This window comes from Kitasatospora sp. NPDC087315, assembly GCF_044744345.1.
Taxonomy (GTDB): domain Bacteria; phylum Actinomycetota; class Actinomycetes; order Streptomycetales; family Streptomycetaceae; genus Kitasatospora.
The window spans coordinates 36,928-55,486 of record NZ_JBIUYD010000033.1 but is presented as its reverse complement, the minus strand read 5'-3'; the positions used below and the strand labels follow the sequence as shown (position 1 = coordinate 55,486).

Annotated in this window: 15 protein-coding genes; 3 read left to right on the top strand and 12 right to left on the bottom strand. The window is 75.1% G+C overall.

Features of this window, described 5'->3' with window-relative positions; translation table 11 throughout:
- Positions 1-29: 29 nt before the first annotated feature.
- The 6 genes from ACIO5D_RS34310 to ACIO5D_RS34285 all read right to left on the bottom strand — a co-directional run bounded on the left by ACIO5D_RS34310 (position 30) and on the right by ACIO5D_RS34285 (position 5,963).
- Positions 30-1,328 (bottom strand): hypothetical protein, encoded by a 1,299-nt coding sequence (locus ACIO5D_RS34310; protein ID WP_400800019.1) that lies wholly within the window; start codon positions 1,326-1,328, stop codon positions 30-32.
- A gap of 100 nt (positions 1,329-1,428) precedes the next feature.
- Complete coding sequence (locus ACIO5D_RS34305; protein ID WP_363611211.1) at positions 1,429-2,004, bottom strand: SigE family RNA polymerase sigma factor; 576 nt, start codon at positions 2,002-2,004, stop codon at positions 1,429-1,431.
- A gap of 69 nt (positions 2,005-2,073) precedes the next feature.
- Complete coding sequence (mycP, locus tag ACIO5D_RS34300; protein ID WP_400800016.1) at positions 2,074-3,306, bottom strand: type VII secretion-associated serine protease mycosin; 1,233 nt, start codon at positions 3,304-3,306, stop codon at positions 2,074-2,076.
- Positions 3,307-3,423: 117 nt separating this feature from the next.
- Positions 3,424-3,717, bottom strand: coding sequence for a WXG100 family type VII secretion target (locus ACIO5D_RS34295; RefSeq protein WP_363611207.1), 294 nt, complete (start codon positions 3,715-3,717; stop codon positions 3,424-3,426).
- A gap of 78 nt (positions 3,718-3,795) precedes the next feature.
- Entirely contained in the window at positions 3,796-4,095 is a 300-nt protein-coding gene (locus tag ACIO5D_RS34290; RefSeq protein ID WP_363611204.1) for a WXG100 family type VII secretion target, read from the bottom strand.
- 188 nt (positions 4,096-4,283) lie between these two features.
- Positions 4,284-5,963: a type VII secretion protein EccB gene (locus ACIO5D_RS34285; protein WP_363611202.1), complete on the bottom strand. Its 1,680-nt coding sequence runs from the start codon at positions 5,961-5,963 to the stop codon at positions 4,284-4,286.
- 169 nt (positions 5,964-6,132) lie between these two features.
- Here ACIO5D_RS34285 and eccE point away from each other — a divergent pair, with 169 nt between their 5' ends.
- From eccE to ACIO5D_RS34270, 3 genes are all read left to right on the top strand, one after another.
- Positions 6,133-7,530, top strand: a complete 1,398-nt coding sequence (eccE, locus tag ACIO5D_RS34280) for a type VII secretion protein EccE (RefSeq protein WP_400800013.1) — start codon at positions 6,133-6,135, stop codon at positions 7,528-7,530.
- On the top strand, positions 7,530-8,297 hold the full coding sequence (locus ACIO5D_RS34275; protein ID WP_363611198.1) for a hypothetical protein: 768 nt from the start codon (positions 7,530-7,532) through the stop codon (positions 8,295-8,297). Before eccE ends, ACIO5D_RS34275 begins: the two co-directional genes overlap by 1 nt.
- Positions 8,298-8,426: 129 nt before the next feature.
- Positions 8,427-10,754 (top strand): AAA family ATPase, encoded by a 2,328-nt coding sequence (locus ACIO5D_RS34270; protein ID WP_400800010.1) that lies wholly within the window; start codon positions 8,427-8,429, stop codon positions 10,752-10,754.
- Positions 10,755-10,838: 84 nt separating this feature from the next.
- Here the strand turns inward: ACIO5D_RS34270 and ACIO5D_RS34265 are convergent, their stop codons facing one another.
- From ACIO5D_RS34265 to ACIO5D_RS34240, 6 genes are all read right to left on the bottom strand, one after another.
- Positions 10,839-11,783 carry a bifunctional riboflavin kinase/FAD synthetase gene (locus ACIO5D_RS34265; protein WP_363611194.1) on the bottom strand — a complete coding sequence of 315 codons (945 nt, stop codon included), beginning with the start codon at positions 11,781-11,783 and terminating at the stop codon, positions 10,839-10,841.
- 66 nt (positions 11,784-11,849) lie between these two features.
- Complete coding sequence (locus ACIO5D_RS34260; RefSeq protein WP_400800007.1) at positions 11,850-15,380, bottom strand: serine protease; 3,531 nt, start codon at positions 15,378-15,380, stop codon at positions 11,850-11,852.
- 195 nt (positions 15,381-15,575) lie between these two features.
- Positions 15,576-16,499: a tRNA pseudouridine(55) synthase TruB gene (truB, locus tag ACIO5D_RS34255; protein WP_363611190.1), complete on the bottom strand. Its 924-nt coding sequence runs from the start codon at positions 16,497-16,499 to the stop codon at positions 15,576-15,578.
- Positions 16,500-16,549: 50 nt separating this feature from the next.
- Entirely contained in the window at positions 16,550-17,656 is a 1,107-nt protein-coding gene (locus tag ACIO5D_RS34250) for a bifunctional oligoribonuclease/PAP phosphatase NrnA (RefSeq protein WP_400659096.1), read from the bottom strand.
- A gap of 2 nt (positions 17,657-17,658) precedes the next feature.
- Positions 17,659-18,102 carry a 30S ribosome-binding factor RbfA gene (gene rbfA / locus ACIO5D_RS34245; protein WP_363611186.1) on the bottom strand — a complete coding sequence of 148 codons (444 nt, stop codon included), beginning with the start codon at positions 18,100-18,102 and terminating at the stop codon, positions 17,659-17,661.
- A 150-nt stretch (positions 18,103-18,252) separates the two neighbouring features.
- Positions 18,253-18,549: a DUF503 domain-containing protein gene (locus ACIO5D_RS34240; RefSeq protein ID WP_363611184.1), complete on the bottom strand. Its 297-nt coding sequence runs from the start codon at positions 18,547-18,549 to the stop codon at positions 18,253-18,255.
- Positions 18,550-18,559 lie beyond the last annotated feature (10 nt).

The following is an 18,559-nucleotide window of genomic DNA, read 5'->3' as shown; positions in this document are numbered from 1 at the left end:
CCGGGGCACTGCCGTCTCCTACGGCGTGGTCACTTCCTGAGCTTCCACTGCGCACTGGTGGCGATCGCCCTGAGCTGGTCGAGGGTCAGTACGCCCGCGGTCCGATCGCCCTTGGCGGGGCCGGAACCGAGGGTGACCATGACCCGCAGGCCGCCCGGGTGGAGGGTGTCCACCATCGGCTGGGCCGAGCCCGCCTTGGCGGAACCAGGGCCGTACTCGACCACCTTCGTCCCGTCGGGCAGCGTGGTCGCGTCCTTGAACAGCTCCCCCAGTTGCGTGTCGCCGGCCTGCTTCGACCAGTTCTCGACCTTCAGGATCACCGGGCCGGTCGTGGTCCCGCTGCTCACCTGGAAGGTGGCGTAGATCTGGCTGCCGTCGCGGGCGGTCACGCGCGCCCCGGCGGGCAGCAGCCCGGCGAAGACGGCCTCGCGGTCCTCCAGCGAGAGGCCCGTGTCCAGCGGCTCGGTGTCGACCCCGTCGTACTGGACCGCCGCGACGATCCGGTCCCAGGACTTGTCAGTGGCCACGGACTTCAGCTGGTCGAGGCCGAGCGGCGGATTGCGGCGGCTGTCCGGCGCCCCCTTCTCCTGCGGCGAGTTCCACTCGCTCACCAGGATCTCCCGGCCGTCCGGCCCGGCCAGCTGCGCCAGCCACTGCTTGGTGTCGGCCCGGTGATCGGGGTACTCGTAGCCCTGGCTGAGCAGCAGCCGGGAACCGTCCGGCAGGACGGTGACGGCGCAGGAGTCGAGCCGGGCGGTCTTGAGGTCGGCCGGGCAGGTGCGCGGCTGCGACTGGCCCTTGCGGTGCTTCTGAATCGCGACCGAGATCAAGGACTTGCCCTGACCGTCGTCGAAAACCAGGTCCGCGGCCGCGAAGGTGCCGTTGCCCGGTCCGCTGCTGTCGTCGGTACCCCGCCCGGAACCGTTGGACACCGTCCCCTTCGGCAGCAGCGCCTTGAAGGTGGCCAGCACCTCGTCCCCGGTGATCACCGGCGGTTCGGCGGTCGCGGAGCCGGACGGCGTCGGGGAGGCGGAGCCCGTACCGCCTCCGGTCCCGGTGCCGCTGCCGGCCGCCGGCTCGGCGGCCGCGGTGAGCACCGTGCCGGCCGGGGAGTTCCCGGCGGAGCCGGAGAGGTACACCGCGCCGGTGGCCACCACGGCCAGGGCGGCCGTACCGCTCACCACCGCGGCGGCCGAGCGGCGGCGCCAGCGGCGGCGGCCACGGTCCAGGCCGCCGGAGACCAGCGGGGCCTGCTCGGTGCGGAAGCCTTCACCGGTACGGGTGAGGGCGTAGACGACGTCGTCTTCGAATCTGTCCTGCTCGGACATGGGTGATCACCGCTTCTTTCGGTCACGGGGTCGGTCGGTGGCGGAGCTCGGGCACTCAGCGGGCTCAGCGGGATCTGCGGACTCAACGGGCCCGGTCGGCTCAGCGGGCGGCCAGCTCCGCGAACGAGTCGCCGAGCAGGCCGCGCAGCCGGGACAGTGCGCGGGAGGTACGGGTGCGCACCGCGCCGGAGGAGCACCGCAGCACCTCGGCGGTCTCCTCGACGCTGCGGTCCTCCCAGTAGCGCAGCACCAGCACCGCCCGGTCCTTGGCCGGCAGCCGGGCGAGCGCGCCGAGCAGCGTCAGCCGCAGCGTGCTGTCCGCCTCGCGCACCTCCGGTTCGGGGAGGTCACCGGTGGGGCGCTCGGTGCTGGAGCGGCGGCGCTGCTGGGCGAGAAAGGTGCGCACCATCACGGTGTGGGCGTACGCCCCGGGATTGACGATCCGGTCCCGTCCGCCGGTCCACGCGCTGCGGCGCCAGAGGACGTACATCCGGCCGAGGGCCTCCTGGACGAGGTCCTCCGCGTGGTGGGTGTCTCCGCTGGTCAGCAGGCAGGCCGAGCGGTACAGATGACCGGTCCGGCCCGACACGAGTTCCAGGAACTCCGCGTCCTTGGCCTGCCGTGTGGCGCCGATCCGCCGCATCCGTCCTGTCCCCCCGCCGACTGTCACTGACATCTTTTGGATGCGGTGAGCGGGGCCGGATGTTACAGACGGATCCGGATGGGTTTTCGAACGGCTCCCGGGTCAGTCCCCGGGGCTCCGACGGCGGTCCCTGAGCACCACGCCACCGCCGATGAGCAGCGCGACGAGCAGGCCTCCGACGGCCAGTACATAGGTCGCGGTGCGGCCGTCGCGGTCGGCCTGGGTCTCGCCGAGGCCGACCGGCCGCGGCACGATCGGGGCGGCGGCCAGCTCGACGGGGGTGTCCTCGGAAGCCTTCTCCGGTGCCACCTCGGGCGCCTTGGTGACGGCCTTCAGCGGGTCCACCACGCCCCAGCCGATGAAGCGGTTCGGGCTGTGCTCGGTGCGCTGCGCGGTCTGCTCGATCCAGGCGCGGACCTGCCGGGCCTTCCACTTCGGGTGGGCGCCGATCAGCAGCGCGGCGAGCCCGGACACGTACGGGGCGGCGAAGCTGGTGCCGTTGTCGACGCACTGGCCGCCCTTGGGGACGGTCGAGAGCATGTCGACACCGGGCGCGGCGACCTTCACGAACTCGCCGTACTGCGAGAAGCCCGCGCGCTCGTTGTTGCGGTCGGAGGCGCCGACGGCGAGCACGGTCGGGAAGGCCCCGGGATAGGTGTCGCCCTCCTTGCCGTCGTTGCCGGTCGAGGCGACGACCACGGCCTCCTTCGCCTCGGCGGCGTCGATGGCGGCCTTCAGCTCCGGATAGCCGGCGAAGGCCGTGCCGCCGGCGCCGCGCACGTCCTGCGAGATGTTGATGACCCTGGCACCGGCCTGCAGCGCCTTGTAGATCGCCTCGACGAGGGTGGAGACGTCGCCGCTGCCCTCGCTGTCGTTCTGACGGATCGACAGGATGGTCGCGCCGGGGGCCAGCCCGACGAAGCCGGTCCGGTCGCTGCGGGCGGCGGCGACGATGCCGGCCACCTTGGTGCCGTGGCCGACCGGGTCCTCCCTGCCGGTGCCGAGGACGGTGCCCTTCTCCTTGTCCTTCAGCAGCGAACCCCCGTCGACGACCTTGCCGGCCAGCTGCGGGTTCTGGTCGTCCACCCCGGTGTCGATCACCGCGACGGTGACGCCCGCGCCCGTGGTCTGCCCGCCCTGCCAGACCTCGTCGAGCACCACGCGCTGCAGCGCCCACGGCACGACCTGCACATTGGGCGCGGGGTTGGGGCAGTCGCCGGCGGCGGCCAGACCGGGCTGGGGTGCGTCGGCGGACGCCGGGGCGGCCAGCGGACCGCCCAGCACCGTGAGCGCGGCCAGCGTCGCGGCCGCCTTCCGGTATCTGACTCCGGACACCCTGCCACCCCTCATGTCGTCCACCCGTGATCGCGTGCCAGGGGCGGGTGCCCGGATGCCGGGCACCCGCCCCTCGCGGCGGAGTCGCTCACCGCCCCGGCCGGGGCAGGACCCTCGTCAGCCCCAGAGGCCGGCGTTGCTCCGCTCGGTGGCGTTGTAGCTGTCCGCGGCCTTGTCCAGCGAGCCGGCGATCTGGGTCAGGACCTGCTGCAGGTGCGTGGCGCGCTGGTCCCACTTCGCCTGGTGGGCCTGGTAGCCCTGCTGGGCCGCGCCCTCCCAGCTGGAGGCGATCTTGTTGACGCCGCTCTTCAGCTCCTCCAGCTGGCTCTCGATCCGCTTCGCGGTGGCGCGCACGTCGGCGCCGGCCTGCTTGACGGTTTCGAAGTTAACGAGAATGTGCGAGTCGGACACGATGTCTCCTTGTCGAGGATCCGGAGCACCCCGTCATCGACCGGGGCGCTCCGACGGATGGCCGGTCAGAGCGAGGAATCAGACCTTGCCGGCACTGAACTGGGCCTGCTGGTCCGCGTCGGTGGCCGAGTACTGCTTGGTCGTCAGCTCGATCGCGCTCTTGATCGCCCGCAGTGACTTGTTGAGCTCGACCGCGTCCTCGTTGAACTGCGCCTGGAGGCCCTTGTAGGCGGTGGCCGCCTGGCCCTGCCACCCACCGGTGATGTTGGTCACCAGCTGGTCCAACGCGCGGATCTCGCCCTCGATCTGGCCGATGACCTGATCCATGTGCTTGGCGAACGCCAGCATCTCCTGAGCGGTCGTCTTGAACTGACCCATGCTCTACCGTCCCCCATGAGACAGACATTGTGTCCGGGGGGCCTTCCCGGCCCGCCCGTCGCATCACCCGTGTGATGCCCAGCAGCACTGTAGTCGGCACACGCAGCTCACCCAACCCCGGCCGGACGGCGGTTACCGGACCATGACACCGGACCGGGTCCGCCAATTCCCCTGCCGGGCAGGGCGGGTCAGGCGTTCTGCTGCTGCGCCGCGCTCCTGGCGTTGAGCGCCGGTCCGGCCGGCACCAGGTTCGACCACTCCCGGGGGACCGGCACGGGCTGCACGCCCTGGTAGCCGAGCCGGGCCTGGTTGCCGCCGGCCTCCTCCTGCGGCTGCGGCTGCTGCGGTGCCGCGGCCGGCGTACTGGGCGCCGTCGACGGCGCCTTGGGCGTGCCGCTCTGGCCGGGCTGCGCGGCCGTCCCGGCCTTGCCGCCGTCGCCGTTGGCGGGGACCGAGTAGCGCAGGCCGGTCTCGGTGATCAGGAAGTCGCTGCCGGAGCCGCCGGTCCCGTTGTCCAGCGCGCGGTAGAACAGGCCGTGACCGGGCGTCACATGGGCCGACCCGGCGCCGTTGCTGTACTGCGCCGGGTAATCCTGCCCCGCCCAGACGCTGCGCCGGGGCGTCTTGCCGTCCTCGGCGACCCCGTCGAAGGTGCTGCAGACGACCTTGCGCGCCCCGGCGGGCGCCTGCCAGTTGTTGGCCGGCGCGCCCGTCCTGAGCGGCCAGTCCTCGCCCGGGTTCTTCAGCCTGGTGCCGTTGCCGTACGTCGCGTGGTCGGCCGGGGTGAGCTCGTCGATCCGCGGCTGCTTGTCCTGGTCGAACTTGTAGAGGCCCTGGTACGCCGGGTTCTGACGGATCAACTGCGCCTCGAACGGCGTGACCAGGAACAACTGGGTCTTTCCGACGACGTAGTTGCGGTCGCCGTAACGCACCAGCCGACCGACCTTGCGGTCCGCCTGGTTCTCCAGCGCCACCGAGGAGTTGGGCGCCTGCGGCTCCGCGGCCACCCCCTCTACCTGCGGGAACTGGATCGCGCTGCCGGTCGCCAGGGTGTCCAGCCACTCCCGCTTCACCCGCTGCGGCTCCGCGTTGGGTCCGAAGATCGCCGTTATCAGCGACCTCTTCTCCTTGTCCTCCGTCTGGGTGCCACCGATGGCGTGCTTACGGCCCTGCGCGTCCACCAGGTAGATGTTCAGGGTGCTCTGCTTGAGCGGCGGCTCACCCGGGCCCGGCTGCGCGGCCACCTGCTGCTCGTCCTTCTGCTGCACCAGCAGCGCCTGGTCGGTGTCCAGGATCCGGTCCTTGGCCTCCAGCGCCGCGGCCTCGGCACCGGCCGCCACGAACACCGCCTGGTTGACGGTCTCCTGCTTGTCGTCCGAGCCGGGGCGGTCGCAGACCGACCACTTCATCGGCCTGCTCGCGTTGTCCTTGGTGGGCAACTTGTCCGGCGCGTACGGGATGCCGATCGTCGGACCGTGGTTGGGGTACTTGTCGAGGACCTCGTCGGCGACCACCACCACCTTCGCGTCCACCGGCAGCACCAGCCGCGCCGAGGACATGTTGAGCACCTGGTGGAGCCGCTTGGTCCGGCCGTCCGGATCGGTCAGCACCACGTACCGGGTGGTCGAACTCTTGCCCTGGACGACGTTCTTGCCGTCGTCCCAGTTCACCGGCGCACTCGGCTTGAAGACCCCCCAGACCCCGAACCCGCCGACCACCAGGGCCGCCACGACGACGCTCGGCAGGATCGCCTTGACCGGACGCGGCGCATCCTCGTCACTTCCGCCGCCCCCGGGCAGCAGGAAGGCCCCGACCGTGCGCTTGCGCGCGAAGGTGTAGGCGTTCAGCTCGTCGCGGCGCGATGCCATGCTCGTCGTCTCCCCTGTCTGACCGACATACCCCGTGGTCCGCACCCGCCGGGCGAGAGCACCCTCGAACCCTCTACGATGCGGCAGCAGACGGTGAGTACGGTACGGGTACGGTTCGCGAACCGGCCAGCCGGGCCGCGACAACTGATCAGAGAGGGCCACTCGGGGGATGCCAAGCCAGACCGCTCCAGGAGGCCGCAGCACGGCACCGGGCAGGGGGGCGCGCCGCCCCGGCCGCCGGGCGCAGCGCGAGCCGGGCCCGGCCGCCGCGCCCGCGCCCGCCGACGGCCCCGGCGCCCCCGTCCCGGTACGGGTCCACCCCAGGCCCGGGCTGCTCGGCGGGCGGCTGAGGCTCCAGCAACTCGTGCTGGTCGAGGTCGCGGTGGCGCTCGTGGCGGTCGGATGGACGATCAGCAGGCCGGTCGCCGGCGCCTTCGGCGCGGTCGCGCTGGCGCTGGTCGTGCTCGCCGTCGTCCCGCTGCGCGGCCGCACCATCCCCGAGGCGCTGCGGGTGCGCGCTGCCCTGAAGGCCCGTCGGAAGCAGGCCCGCACCAGCACGCTCCCGGCCGGCACCGACCCGGCCCTCGCCCCGGCGCTGGAGCTGGAACCCGCGCTGCGCACCTGCACCCACGCCACCGAGACCGACCTCGGCGGCCGCCCGGTGCGCCGCGAGACCGGCATGGTCGGCGACGGCACCTTCCTCAGCTCAGTGCTGCTCGTCCAGGCCAAGGACCAGCCGCTGCGCCCGGTGCGGACCGCGCTGCCGCTGCCGCTGGACGTGATCTGCTCGGCCCTGCGGGTGGACGACATCACGCTGGAGTCGGTCCAACTGGTCCAGCACACCCAGCCGGCGCCCGCGCCGCACCTGCCCGAACAGTCGCTGGCCACCCGCGCCTACCAGGAGCTCCCAGCCGGCACCACCACCCCCGGACTGCGGCTGACCTGGGTGGCGCTCAAGCTCGACCCCGAGCGGGCCGCCACCGCCGTCCGGGCCCGGGGCGGTGGCGAGGAGGGCGCCCGCAAGGCCCTCCAGCGGGTCACCGACCAGCTGGCCGGCCGGCTCAACAGCGCCGGTTTCCACGCGACCGTGCTGGACGAACGCGAGCTGATCGCCGCACTCTCCATCTCCACCTGCGCCAACCCGCTCGCCGTGGCCGGACGACAGGGCACGGCGAGCGGCGGCGGCAGCGGCCGCCGGACCCAGGAGGGCAACCGGTTCTGGCGGATCGACGACCGCTGGCACAGCACCTACTGGATCTCCCGGTGGCCGCAGCTCAGCCGGCCGGGCGGCGCCCCCGGGCGGATCGCCGCCCCCGACCTGGTCAACCTGGTCACCGGCACCCCCGCGCTGGCCAGCACCTTCAGCCTGACCGCCGGGCACGGCACCGGCGGCTCGGTGACGATCAGCGGGCACGTCCGGCTGACCGGGCGCAGCGAGAGCGAGGTGGTCCAGGTCGGGCGGCTGGTGGAGGCGCGCGCGCAGGGCGTCGGCCTCGGCCTGTCCCGGCTCGACCTGGAGCAGGCCCCCGGCCTGCTCGCCACCCTGCCCCTGGGAGGGACCTCCTGATGGCGTACCAGACCTATCCCGTCCCCGGTCCGCAGCCCGGCGCCGAACAGCACCCGGTCCGGCCCCGCGTCCTGCCCGGCTTCGGGCTGCGCGGCCCGCGCCGGGAGAAGCACGTCCTGACCGCCGGGGACCTCGGTGCGCTCTCCTTCCCGGTCGGTGACGACGGGGTGGTGATCGGCGAGGACCCGCAGGGGCAGCCCGCCGTCCTCGGCCTGTTCCGGCCCACCGCGTACGACCTGGTCCTGGTCGGCGGGGTCTGGACGGCGCAGGTCATCGCGTTGCGGGCGGCCGCCACCGGCGCCCGGGTCGCCGTCGAGACCGGCCGCGCGCAGCTGTGGGGCCCGATGGCGCAGGCCGCCGGCGGCGGGCAGCCGTGTGTGACGGTCCACCAGGTCGGCCGCCTCGGCCCGCAGGGCGCCTCGGTGGCCTCCCCGGTGCTGGTGGTGCGCGACCTCGGCGCCCGGCCGCCGCGCAGCCGGCTCTCCGCCGCGCCCTGGCAGACCACCCTGACCCTGCTGCCGTACCTGGGGCCCAACGCGGGCCGGGTGCTCAACTCCGCCGACCTGGTCGGGGTGCAGCGGGTCTCCCCGCAGGAGGCCGAGCTGATCGGCCGGGTGCTCTCGCTCGACCCGCAGGACGTCACCGCGCTGCCCGGCCTCGGCGAGGACCTGACGCTCTGGGCGACCCGGATGCGCCGTCAGTATGTGCGGACCGTCCCCGGGCCGGCCGAGCAGCAGGTCCTGGGCGCTCCGCGGCGGATGGACTGAGGCCGCGCGCCGGGGTCGCGGGCCCGGACCGGATGAGACTCCGCCTTCATCGGAAGGTGGCTCACGGCCTAGTCTTTGATGCGGCAACGGCACCGCGAAAGAGCGGCGGCGAACACGAGGGAGCCCTAGGTGAGCAGCGATCGGGACGGCGTCTACGTCGGCGACAACGCGGCGGAGGACGACGACGACTGGTCCGACACGCCTGACTACACTCCCCCGTCCTGGTACGTGCAGACGGAGTCCGCGGCGGCTCCGGCGGCCGAGCCCGCGAGCGGTGCCCCGACGGCGCCGGGGCCGGCGCCCGGGCCGCCGGGCGGGGCCGGCGCTCCGGCGGCGGGGGGCGGTCAGGCCGCGTCCGCGCCGGTGGCGGTGCCCGCGCCGGCGCCCGTCCCGGATCCCGTGCCCGCACCGGCTCCGGCGCCTGCCGCCGCCCCGGTACCGGCCGGGCCGGCCGCGCAGTTCGCCCTCCCGGCGGACGGTCCCGCCGCGCCGCCGGCCGCCGCTGTTCCGGCTCCGGCTCCCGCACCGGTGCCCGTGCCGGAGGCGGTCCCGGCCCCTGCCCCCGCGCCCGCGCCTCAGGTCGAGGCGCAGCAGGTCCCGTTCGCCACGCCGACGGCTCCCGCGCCGGCCCCGGCGCCCGCTCCGGAGCACCCGCAGGCCCCGGCCCAGCCCTGGCCGCCGACGGACCCCGCGGCGTACCAGCAGCCGGGCCCGGCCCAGCCGCCCGTCGCCCAACCGCCCGTCGCGCAGCCCCCGGCCCCGCAGCAGGCGCAGCCGTACGCCGACCCGTACGCCCCGCAGCCGTACCCGCAGCAGGCCTACCCGCAGCAGGCCCAGCCGCCGCAGCCGCACCCCCAGGACCAGCAGGCCCCGGCCTGGGCCACCCCGCAGGCCGCGGCCCCGCGGGCGCCCCAGGCTCCCGGCCCGCAGGCCGCCCCGGTCGACCCGCGCCAGGGCGGCTGGCCGCAGCCGGCCGCGTACCAGCAGCCGCTCCCGCACCAGCAGGCCCAGCCGCCGGGCCCGGGCCAGCCGTGGCAGCAGCAGTCCGGCGTCCCGCAGGCGCCCGCCGCGTTCCAGCAGTCCGCCGCCCCGCAGCAGGTCGCGCACGGCGCGCCGCTCGGCTACACCGCCGCCGTCGAGCTGTCCTCGGACCGCCTGCTGCGCAGCCAGCCGAAGCAGCAACGCCAGCAGCCGCGCTTCCAGTTCGGCGGCAAGGCCGCCGCGGCCGAGCGCAACCGCAAGCTGGAGATCATCCGCACCCCGGTGCTGAGCTGCTACCGGATCGCCGTGATCAGCCTCAAGGGCGGCGTCGGCAAGACCACGACCACCACCGCGCTGGGCGCGACCCTGGCCAGCGAGCGCCAGGACAAGGTGATCGCGATCGACGCCAACCCGGACGCCGGCACCCTCGGCCGCCGGGTCAAGCGCCAGACCGGCGCGACCATCCGCGACCTGGTGACGGCCATCCCGCACCTGCGCAGTTACATGGACATCCGTCAGTTCACCTCGCAGGACCTGAACTCGGGCCTGGAGATCCTGGCGAACGACGTCGACCCGGCCGTCTCGACGACCTTCAACGACTCGGACTACCGGCAGGTCATCGACGTCCTGGGCCGCCAGTACCCGATCATCCTGACCGACTCCGGCACCGGCCTGCTCTACAGCGCGATGCGCGGGGTGCTGGACCTGGCCGACCAGCTGATCATCGTCTCGACGCCGAGCGTGGACGGCGCCTCCAGCGCCTCGACCACCCTGGACTGGCTCTCCGCCCACGGCTACGCCGACCTGGTGCAGCGCAGCATCACGGTGGTGTCCGGGGTGCGCGAGACCAGCAAGATGATCAAGGTCGAGGACATCGTCGCGCACTTCCAGACCCGGTGCCGGGGCGTGGTCGTGGTCCCGTTCGACGAGAGTCTGGCGGCCGGCGCCGAGGTCAACCTCGACATGATGCGGCCCAAGGTCCGCGAGGCCTACTTCGACCTGGCCACCCTCGTCGGCGAGGACATCATCCGCGCCCACCAGGCCGCCGCCCAGCAGCAGGCCGGCTGGCAGCAGCAGGCCCAGCAGGGCACCGCGCCCTACCCGGGCCAGGCCCAGCCCTACCCGGACCCGCAGCAGCAGCCCTACCCTCAGCAGGCCCCGCCGCCGTACCAGCAGGCTCCCGGCGGCCACCAGGGCGGCGCGCCCGCGCCCGGCGCGCCGTGGGCCCCGCTGCCGGGCCAGGCCCCGCCGCCCCCGCCCGGTTACGGCTACCCGCAGCCGGGCGCACCGGGCGCACAGCCACCCCAGCCGGGCTGGCAGCAGCAGCCCCCGCCGCCGCCCGTCGGCTACGGCTACCCGCCCTCCTGGCCCGCCGCCGGACCGGAGGGGCCCAGGCCCGACGACCGGCAGCCCCCGCCGCCCGCACCGCCCGCCGGATACGGCTACCCGCCGCCGCCCCAGCAGCCGCAGCAGTGACGCACGAGGGCCCGCCGACCGTACGGAACGGTCGGCGGGCCCTCTTGCGCGCCCGTACGACGGGCCGCGCCCGAAGCGCGTCGGTCAGAGCCCGTCGGTCAGCTCGCGGGCCTGCTTGACGTCGTCGGCCATCCGGTCCAGCAGCGCCTCGATGGAGTCGAACTTCTCCATCCCGCGCAGATAGGCGAGGAAGTCGACGGCCACGTGCAGCCCGTACAGGTCCAGGCCGACCCGGTCGATGGCGTAGGCCTCGACGGTGCGGGCGGTGCCGTCGAAGGTCGGGTTGGTACCCACCGAGATCGCGGCGGGCATCCGCTCCCCGTCGGCCGTCAGCCAGCCCGCGTAGACGCCGTCGGCCGGGACGGCGCTGTGCGGCACCGTCTCCACATTGGCCGTCGGGTAGCCCAGCTCGCGGCCGCGCTGCGCGCCGCGCACCACCACGCCCTCGACCCGGTGCGGGCGGCCCAGCACCTCACCCGCGCCGGCCATGTCGCCGGCCGCGACCAGCCGCCGGGTCAGCGTGGACGAGAACGGCTCGCCGTCCCCGGCCGTGCCGCGCACCTGGAGGTCGACGACCTCGACGTCGAAGCCGGCCGCCCGGCCCAGCTCGGCGAGAAGCGCCACGTCGCCGGCCGCCCGGTGCCCGAAACGGAAGTTCGGTCCCTCGATGACACCGCGCGCGTGCAGCGCGTCCACCAGCACCTGCTGGACGAAGGTCTCCGGGGCCTCCTGCGAGAACTCGGCGGTGAACGGCAGCACCAGGACGGCGTCCACCCCGAGCTCCTCGATCAGCTCGGCCCGGCGCGGCTGCGGGGCGAGCAGCGCCGGGTGGCTGCCCGGGCGGACGACCTCGCTCGGGTGCGGGTCGAAGGTGACCACGACCGAGCGGACCCCGAGCTCACGGGCGCGCCCGACCGCCCGGTTGATGATCAGCTGGTGCCCGCGGTGCACACCGTCGAACGAGCCGATGGTGACGACGCTGCGCCCCCAGTCGGCGGGGATCTCCTCCAGGCCACGCCAGCGCTGCACCCTGACCGCTCCTTGATCCGTACGGCGCGTACCTTCTGTACGCTCAAACGCTCAAAACCCGAACCCCTATAGCGTGCCATGCGCCTGCCCCTGGTTCGGCACCGGAATGCGGGTTGGGCGTACCGGCGGCTGTCCGGACCGCTGGGCGGTTGTGCGTTCGGCCTCGGCGGCGGCGTACCGCGGGTCACGGCCGGCCGCCACCAGGCCCCGCATCCTGGCCGTCCGGGGCCCGCCGGGCGCGGCCGGGGCGCCGTCCGGCCACCGCGCCAGCAGCAGTGCGAAGGCCGCCGAGCGGCCGGCGCAGCGCACCAGCAGGTCGTCCGCCGCCGGCAGTGCGGCCGCCGCCCGGACCAGCACCGCCCGGGCCCGCTCCGGGCGCTCGGCCGCGCAGTGCTCGGCCAGCCGCTCCACGACGGCGGTCAGCACCACCGGGTCGCCCTCGGTGACCAGCAGGGTGTCCAGCAGTTCGCACCGCAGGGCGTCCGCGCCGGCCTCGGCGACGGGGGCCGACAGCACCTCCGCGAACGGCCGGCGGACGGCCGCCGCCGGAGCCGCCAGCGCGCTGCCGAGCAGCACCCGCAGCTCCAGCCGGGCGACCGGCCCGGCGGCGCCGCGCTCCAGCCGGCGGCCCAGGTAGTCCACCGCGATCGGCCCGGCCAGGGCCGGACGCTCCCTCAGCAGCCGGGCGGCCAGCTCGGCGCCCCGCCGGACGGCCAGCGGCGAGCGGGCGTCGGCCAGCACCCGCAGGGTTTCGGCGACCGCCGCGCCGGGCTCGGGCAGCCGGTCCGCGAGGGCGGCGAGGACGGCGTCCGGGTCGCTCTCCAGCGCCGGTGCCAGCGCCCGTGCGGTGAGAAAGGGGTCACCGCCGCTCCGGTAGCGGGCCAGGGCCGCCGGGAGGTGGGCGGCCCTGGTTCCGCCGTCCCGGACCAGCAGGGCGAGCGCGGCGCCGTGCAGGCCGGGCTCCTCCTCGCGGGCGAGCAGCGTCAGCGCGGTGAACCGCAGCAGCCGCTCCGCGGCGCCGTGCGCGTGCGGGGCGGCGCGCAGGGCGTGCACGGCGGCGGCGACGTGGCGGGCCGGGCGCCGGTCGTGGCTCCAGCGGTCCACCGCCCGGCAGAGCGCGGAGGGCTCCTCGGCGGCGAGGACGGTGAGCAGCGCGTCCGCCCTCGGGTGCGCGGCGTCGGCGAGGGCCTCCGTCAGATCGTCCAGCGCGAGGCTGCGGTGGGCGTACAGCAGGTCGTGGGCGAGGTCGGCGAGGGTGGTACCGGGGCGGGCGGGCAGGCCGTGCGGGTCGTCGAACCAGCCGCACAGGTGCGGGATCACGGCGGCCGGGTCGGTGCGCAGCCGGGCGGTCACCACGGCCAGGAACGGCTGCCCGGGTCCGTCCGCGGTGACCAGCCGGCGCAGCAGCTCCAGTTCGAGGCCGGCGGGCAGCCCGAGGCCGGTCCAGAACGCCGGGCCGAACCGGCCCAGGCCGTCCTCCGGCAGCCGTTCGAACCCGCCTGCGGCGGCGGCGTGTTCGGCGATCCGTCCGGCCAACTGGGCGAGCAGGGCGCGGTGTTCGGTGATGTCCGGGCTGGCCGCCAGCCCGGCGGCCAGCAACCGGCCCGCCCACCAGCCGGGTTCGCTGCCGGGCGGCCGGAGGTCCAGGGCCCGCCAGAGCCGGTGCAGCCAGGGGTCGAGGGCGGGCGCGCCCCAGGTCTCGGCCGGTCGCCGGAGCGCGGCCACCACCGGGCCGATCCGGTGCCGGGGGACGCCCGGGCCGCCGCCCGGCGGCCGGGTGTCCCCGGCCTCGCCCAGCAGCAGCCGCAGCGCCGCGTCCAGGTCCAGGTGCAGGCCCTGCAGCCAGTCGGACAGTTCGCCGTGCGCGAGCCGGTAGCCGGGACCGGCGGGCACGAACAGGCCCTCCGCCAGCACCGCCGTCGCCCAGCCGCCGGCGGCCGGGAACAGTTCCTCGAACGCCGCCCGGCCGAGGCCGCCCTGCTCCGCGCCGAGCATCCGCCGGGACGCCTCGTGCACCCGGCCGGCCACCGCCGCCGCCAGCCGCCGCACCCGGCCGTGCCCGGGGCCGGGCGGCCGGGCGCTGCCCCGCCGGTGGGCGCCCGGGCGGCGGAGGCCACCGTCCTCGGCGAGCCGCTGGGCCACCCGCAGGCAGCGCAGGTCGAGGTGGGCCGCGAACAGCTCGCCCCGGCGCACCGGCTGGCCGCGCAGGCCCTCCGCCCACAGCTCCCCGGCCAGCCGGACGGCCAGCGGGTGCCGGGCGTCCCCCGGGGAGAGCAGGCCGGGCGGCACCCCGTACCGCCGCCGCACCCGGTCGGCCGCCTCGGCGGGCAGCGGGCCCAGCGGGTGGACGACCGAGGCGGCCGCCAACCCGCCCGAGGCATCCGGCACTTGGACGCCTGCCGGGACCGCCGCAAGCCGTTCCCAGGCCTCCTCCCCGCAGGCCGTCAGCAACCGCGCGCCGCAGGCCGTCAGCCACTCCCCCGCTGCCCGCAGCCAGGGGGCGCCGAGCGGGGCCGGGGCCTCCTCGGGACCGTCCAGAACCACCAGCAGCGGCCGCCCCGCCGCCGTGCAGAGCTCCGCCACGGCGGCCGGTCCCGGCGGCGGGGTGCCCAGCTCCGCCGCCGCCAGAGCCAGTGCGCGCTCCACCGCGTCGGCGAGTGAGGCGTCCTCGGCCCGCAGGTCGGCGCCGCGCAGCCAGAGCGTGGGCAGCGGGTGGGCGCCGTCGGCGCGGCGGACGGCGAGCGCGGCGAGTTCGGTGGTGCGGCCGCTGCCGGCCGGGCCGACCAGGGCGGTGACCGTCGCCGACGGCTCCTCCCCGGCCAGGCCGTCCGGACGGTCCACCCGGTCGGCGGCGAGGGCGGCCACCCGGCCCGGGCCGGCGCCGGCGGCCGCCAGCCGGGCGGCGGTCAGCCGCAGCACCCCGGCGAGGTTGAGCGCGGTGCCGTACGCCGGGACGCCGACCGCGTTCCGGGCCAGCGCCGCCAGCAGTTCCGGCGCGGGCTCCCCCGGCCCGCCGGTCGCGGGTACGGCCGGCAGCGCGCCGGCCCGCCCGGGGCCGCGCAGGGCGGGCGCGGCGAGGCCGACCACCGCGCCGCTGCGGGCGTCCAGCACCGGCGCCCCGGCCGGCACCAGCACGCCGTCGGCGGCCGGCACATCGAGCAGCAGTACCCCGCCGAGCAGGTGGAAGCCGCCCGGCCGGGCGTAGCCGGCGGCGGTGACCCCCAGGGCGTCGCAGCGCAGGGCCACCGCCGTGTCGTCCCCGGTCAGCCCGGGCACCACCGGTTCGGGCCCACCGCCCGCCGCCGCGACCGGCAGTGGCGGTACCGGCAGCCCGCCGACGGCGTCGGTGCGCAGCAGGGCGAGCCCGTGCCCGGGCAGCGGCAGGACGCTCTCCGGGCCGAGGACGCGGGTCTGGCCGCCGGGGGTGTGCAGGACGACCCGGTCGAGGCCCGCGACACTCTCGTGCGCGGTCAGGACGGTGCCCTGCGGGTCGACGACGAACCCCAGCCCGTGCAGCCGTCCGCCGAGGTCGCGGATCCGCAGCAGGTACCGCCCCGGATCGTCCGCCACCTCGTCGCCATCCAGGAATCCCGGCATGCGCGCAGCCCTCCCCGCAGGGCCGGGCGGCCCGGGGGCGGACGCGTCACGGCGACCTGCTCGCCGCCGGGGAGCCTGCCCGCCGCAGGCGCGGCCCGACCGCGCCTGCGCCGTTCACCACCGGCGTTCACCTCGCGCGCTCCCCCGTGCGAGTGAACTTGGACGCGAATCCGCCTGCTGCGCGGCCCCGCCGGGTCAGCCCACGAAGACGGCGAGCGGCTTCGCCTGCCCGCCCTTCTCCTCCACCAGGGCCAGGAAGCGGTCGTCCGGCCCGAACACCGCGACCGGTCCGTCCACCCCCAGCCCGGGGGCCTTCAGCCGGGCACCGTGGGAGAGCAGCTCGGCCTGCTCGGCGTCGAGGTCCCAGCGCGGGAAGGCGGCCGCCGCGGCCGCGCCGATCGGCAGCACCTCCAGCCCCGTACCGCCGGTCACCCCTTCCTCCAGCTGCTCCAGGGTCCGCGCCGACTCCACCCCGTACGGGCCGACCCTGGTGCGCCGCAGCGCGGTGAGGTGGCCGCCGACGCCGAGCCCGGCGCCGAGATCGCGGGCCAGCGCCCGGATGTAGGTGCCGGAGGAGCACTCGACGGTGACGTCCAGGTCGACCACCGGCGTACCGTCCTCGGCGACGGCCGCCCGCCGCTCGTGCACGGTGAAGGAGTGGATCGTGGTCGGCCGGGCCGCCAGCTCGAACTCCTCGCCCTCGCGCACCCGCGCGTACGAACGCCTGCCGTCGATCTTGATCGCGCTGACCTTGGACGGCACCTGCATGATCTCGCCGGTGAGCGCGGCGATCCCGGCGTCGACGGCCTCCCCGGTCACACCGTCGGCCGGGACGGACGCGGTGACCTCGCCCTCCCGGTCGTCGGTGACGGTGGTCTGGCCGAGCCTGATGGTCGCCTCGTACGTCTTGGCGGTGAGCATCAGATGGCCGAGCAGCCGGGTGGCCCGCTCGACCCCGATGACCAGCACGCCGGTGGCCATCGGGTCCAGCGTGCCGGCGTGGCCGACCTTGCGGGTGCCGGCCAGCCACCGCAGTTTGGCGACCACCCCGTGCGAGGTGATGCCCTCCGGCTTGTCCACGATGACCAGGCCGTCGGGGCCGGTTCCCTTGCGCTTCATCTGTTCTTTTCTGTGAAGGCTCTACTGGAGGAAAGCTCTGCTGGAAGTGGTCAGCGGACGGGCCGCAGCGCGCCCCGGAACCGCTCGACCACGGCGGCCACGTCCTCCCGGGCGGTGAACCCGGCCGCGTAGGTGTGCCCGCCGCCGCCGAGCGCCGCGCAGGCGGCGGCGACGTCCACCGCGCCCTTGGAACGCGAGGAGCCGCGCAGCGTGCCGTCCGGGTCCTGCTTGAGCACCAGCGCCACCTCGGCCTCGGCCGGGCGTCGCAGGATGTCGATCAGGCCCTCGATCTCCTCGACGGTGACGCTGAAGAGCACCAGGTCCTGGTACGGCACCCAGGTCCACACCAGGCCCAGGCCGTCGGCCGCGTCGGGCTCGTAGACGGCCCGGTCGAGCGCGCCGGCGAGCACCTTGAGGTAGCCGAAGGAGGAGGTGTCCCACAGCTGCCGGGAGATCAGGTCGTGCCGGATCCCGGTGGCCAGCAGCCGGGCGGCGAATTCATGGGTGGCGGGCGTGGTGGCCCGGTACTTGAAGGAGCCGGTGTCGGTGGCGACGCCGGTGTAGAGGCAGGTGGCGAGGTCGTGGTCGAGCTCGACGCCGAGCCTGCCCAGCAGTTCGTCCACCAGGACGGCGGTGGCCGGCGCGGACGGGTCGATCAGCTGATGGGTACCGAAGCCGGGGTTCGAGGCGTGGTGGTCGATCACCACCAGCACGGGCGCGGCGAAGGCCTTGCCGTGCAGCAGCCCGAGCCGGCTCTCCGCGGCGACGTCGAAGCAGAGCACCAGCTCCGGGGTGTCGGGCACCTCGGAGGCCGGCACGATCAGCTCCTGGCCGGGCAGGAAGGCCAGCGACTCCGGCACGATCTGCGGGTCGTCGCCGAACGACACCCGCACCTCGTGACCGAGCCCGCGCAGCGCCAGGGCGGCCGCCAGGGCCGAGCCGAGCGCGTCACCGTCCGGGCAGATGTGGCAGATCAGGTCGATCGAGCGGGCCCGCCGGATCTCGGCGACCACCTGCTGCCAGACCAGCTCGAACCCGGGCGTCTCGGAGCGCGGCCCCGGAAGCACCGCGAGGGCACCCTCCACCGTGCTGGTGGATGACGCCCCCGTGGTTGCCGCTCCTGCCGCCGAACCGGCCTGCGCCGGCTCACCCGCCATGACTACTCGTCCTCGTCGTCACGCTCGGACGCCGGGACCTTGTACGGGTCCGCGCCGCCGGCGTAGGTCGCGCCCGCCGCGGTGGTGCGCACCGCGGCGTCGATGGCCCGGGCCCGGTCGAGCAGGTCGTCGATGTTCCGGGCGTTCTCCGGCAGGGCGTCCGCGACGAAGGTCAGCGACGGGGTGAAACGCACCCCGGTCTGCTTGCCGACCTCGGAGCGGAGCACGCCCTTGGCGCTCTCCAGCGCGGCGGCCGTGGCCTCGCGCTCGGTGTCGTCGCCGTAGACCGTGTAGAAGACGGTGGCCTCGCGCAGATCGCCGGTCACCCGGGTGTCAGTGATGGTCACGAACCCCAGCCGGGGGTCCTTGATCCGCCGTTCCAGGGTCTGGGCGACGACCACCTGGATGCGGTCGGCGAGCTTGCGCGCCCTTGCGGTGTCGGTCACGTTGCCTCCTCGTGCAGTGGGCCCGGTACCCGGGTGAGCTGCGCACCCGTCGGGGCCCACGCCCCAAAGTACCGGCCCGCGCCCAGCCTTGTGGGCGCTCTCGGTCCTGATCTGTGTGAGAACGGCGACTTCCGCCGCCGCGCACAGATCTCAGTCATCGTCGTCGCCGTGGTAGCGCCTCCTGGCGGAGAGCAACTGGACTTCGGGGCGGCCGGCGACCAACCGCTCACAGCTGTCCAGGATCTCGGTGACGTATCCGGCGTCGCCGGACACCACCGCCAGACCGATCTCGGCCCGGCGGTGCAGATCCTGGTTCCCGGTCTCGGCAGCGCACACGCTGTACTTGCGCTGCAGTTCGGCCACGATGGGCCGCACGATCGAACGCTTCTCCTTGAGCGAGTGGACGTCGCCCAGCAGCAGGTCGAAGGTGAGTGTTCCCACGAACATGTATGACAGG

What these genes read in the sequence shown, in the direction of transcription:
- ACIO5D_RS34260 (WP_400800007.1), bottom strand. Translation starts at nt 15,380, where the DNA reads ATGCCGGGATTCCTGGATGGCGACGAGGTGGCGGACGATCCGGGGCGG.
- ACIO5D_RS34275 (WP_363611198.1), top strand. Translation starts at nt 7,530, where the DNA reads ATGGCGTACCAGACCTATCCCGTCCCCGGTCCGCAGCCCGGCGCCGAA.
- ACIO5D_RS34290 (WP_363611204.1), bottom strand. Translation starts at nt 4,095, where the DNA reads ATGGGTCAGTTCAAGACGACCGCTCAGGAGATGCTGGCGTTCGCCAAG.
- ACIO5D_RS34310 (WP_400800019.1), bottom strand. Translation starts at nt 1,328, where the DNA reads ATGTCCGAGCAGGACAGATTCGAAGACGACGTCGTCTACGCCCTCACC.
- eccE (WP_400800013.1), top strand. Translation starts at nt 6,133, where the DNA reads ATGCCAAGCCAGACCGCTCCAGGAGGCCGCAGCACGGCACCGGGCAGG.
- ACIO5D_RS34250 (WP_400659096.1), bottom strand. Translation starts at nt 17,656, where the DNA reads ATGGCGGGTGAGCCGGCGCAGGCCGGTTCGGCGGCAGGAGCGGCAACC.
- ACIO5D_RS34285 (WP_363611202.1), bottom strand. Translation starts at nt 5,963, where the DNA reads ATGGCATCGCGCCGCGACGAGCTGAACGCCTACACCTTCGCGCGCAAG.
- ACIO5D_RS34240 (WP_363611184.1), bottom strand. Translation starts at nt 18,549, where the DNA reads ATGTTCGTGGGAACACTCACCTTCGACCTGCTGCTGGGCGACGTCCAC.
- truB (WP_363611190.1), bottom strand. Translation starts at nt 16,499, where the DNA reads ATGAAGCGCAAGGGAACCGGCCCCGACGGCCTGGTCATCGTGGACAAG.
- ACIO5D_RS34305 (WP_363611211.1), bottom strand. Translation starts at nt 2,004, where the DNA reads ATGTCAGTGACAGTCGGCGGGGGGACAGGACGGATGCGGCGGATCGGC.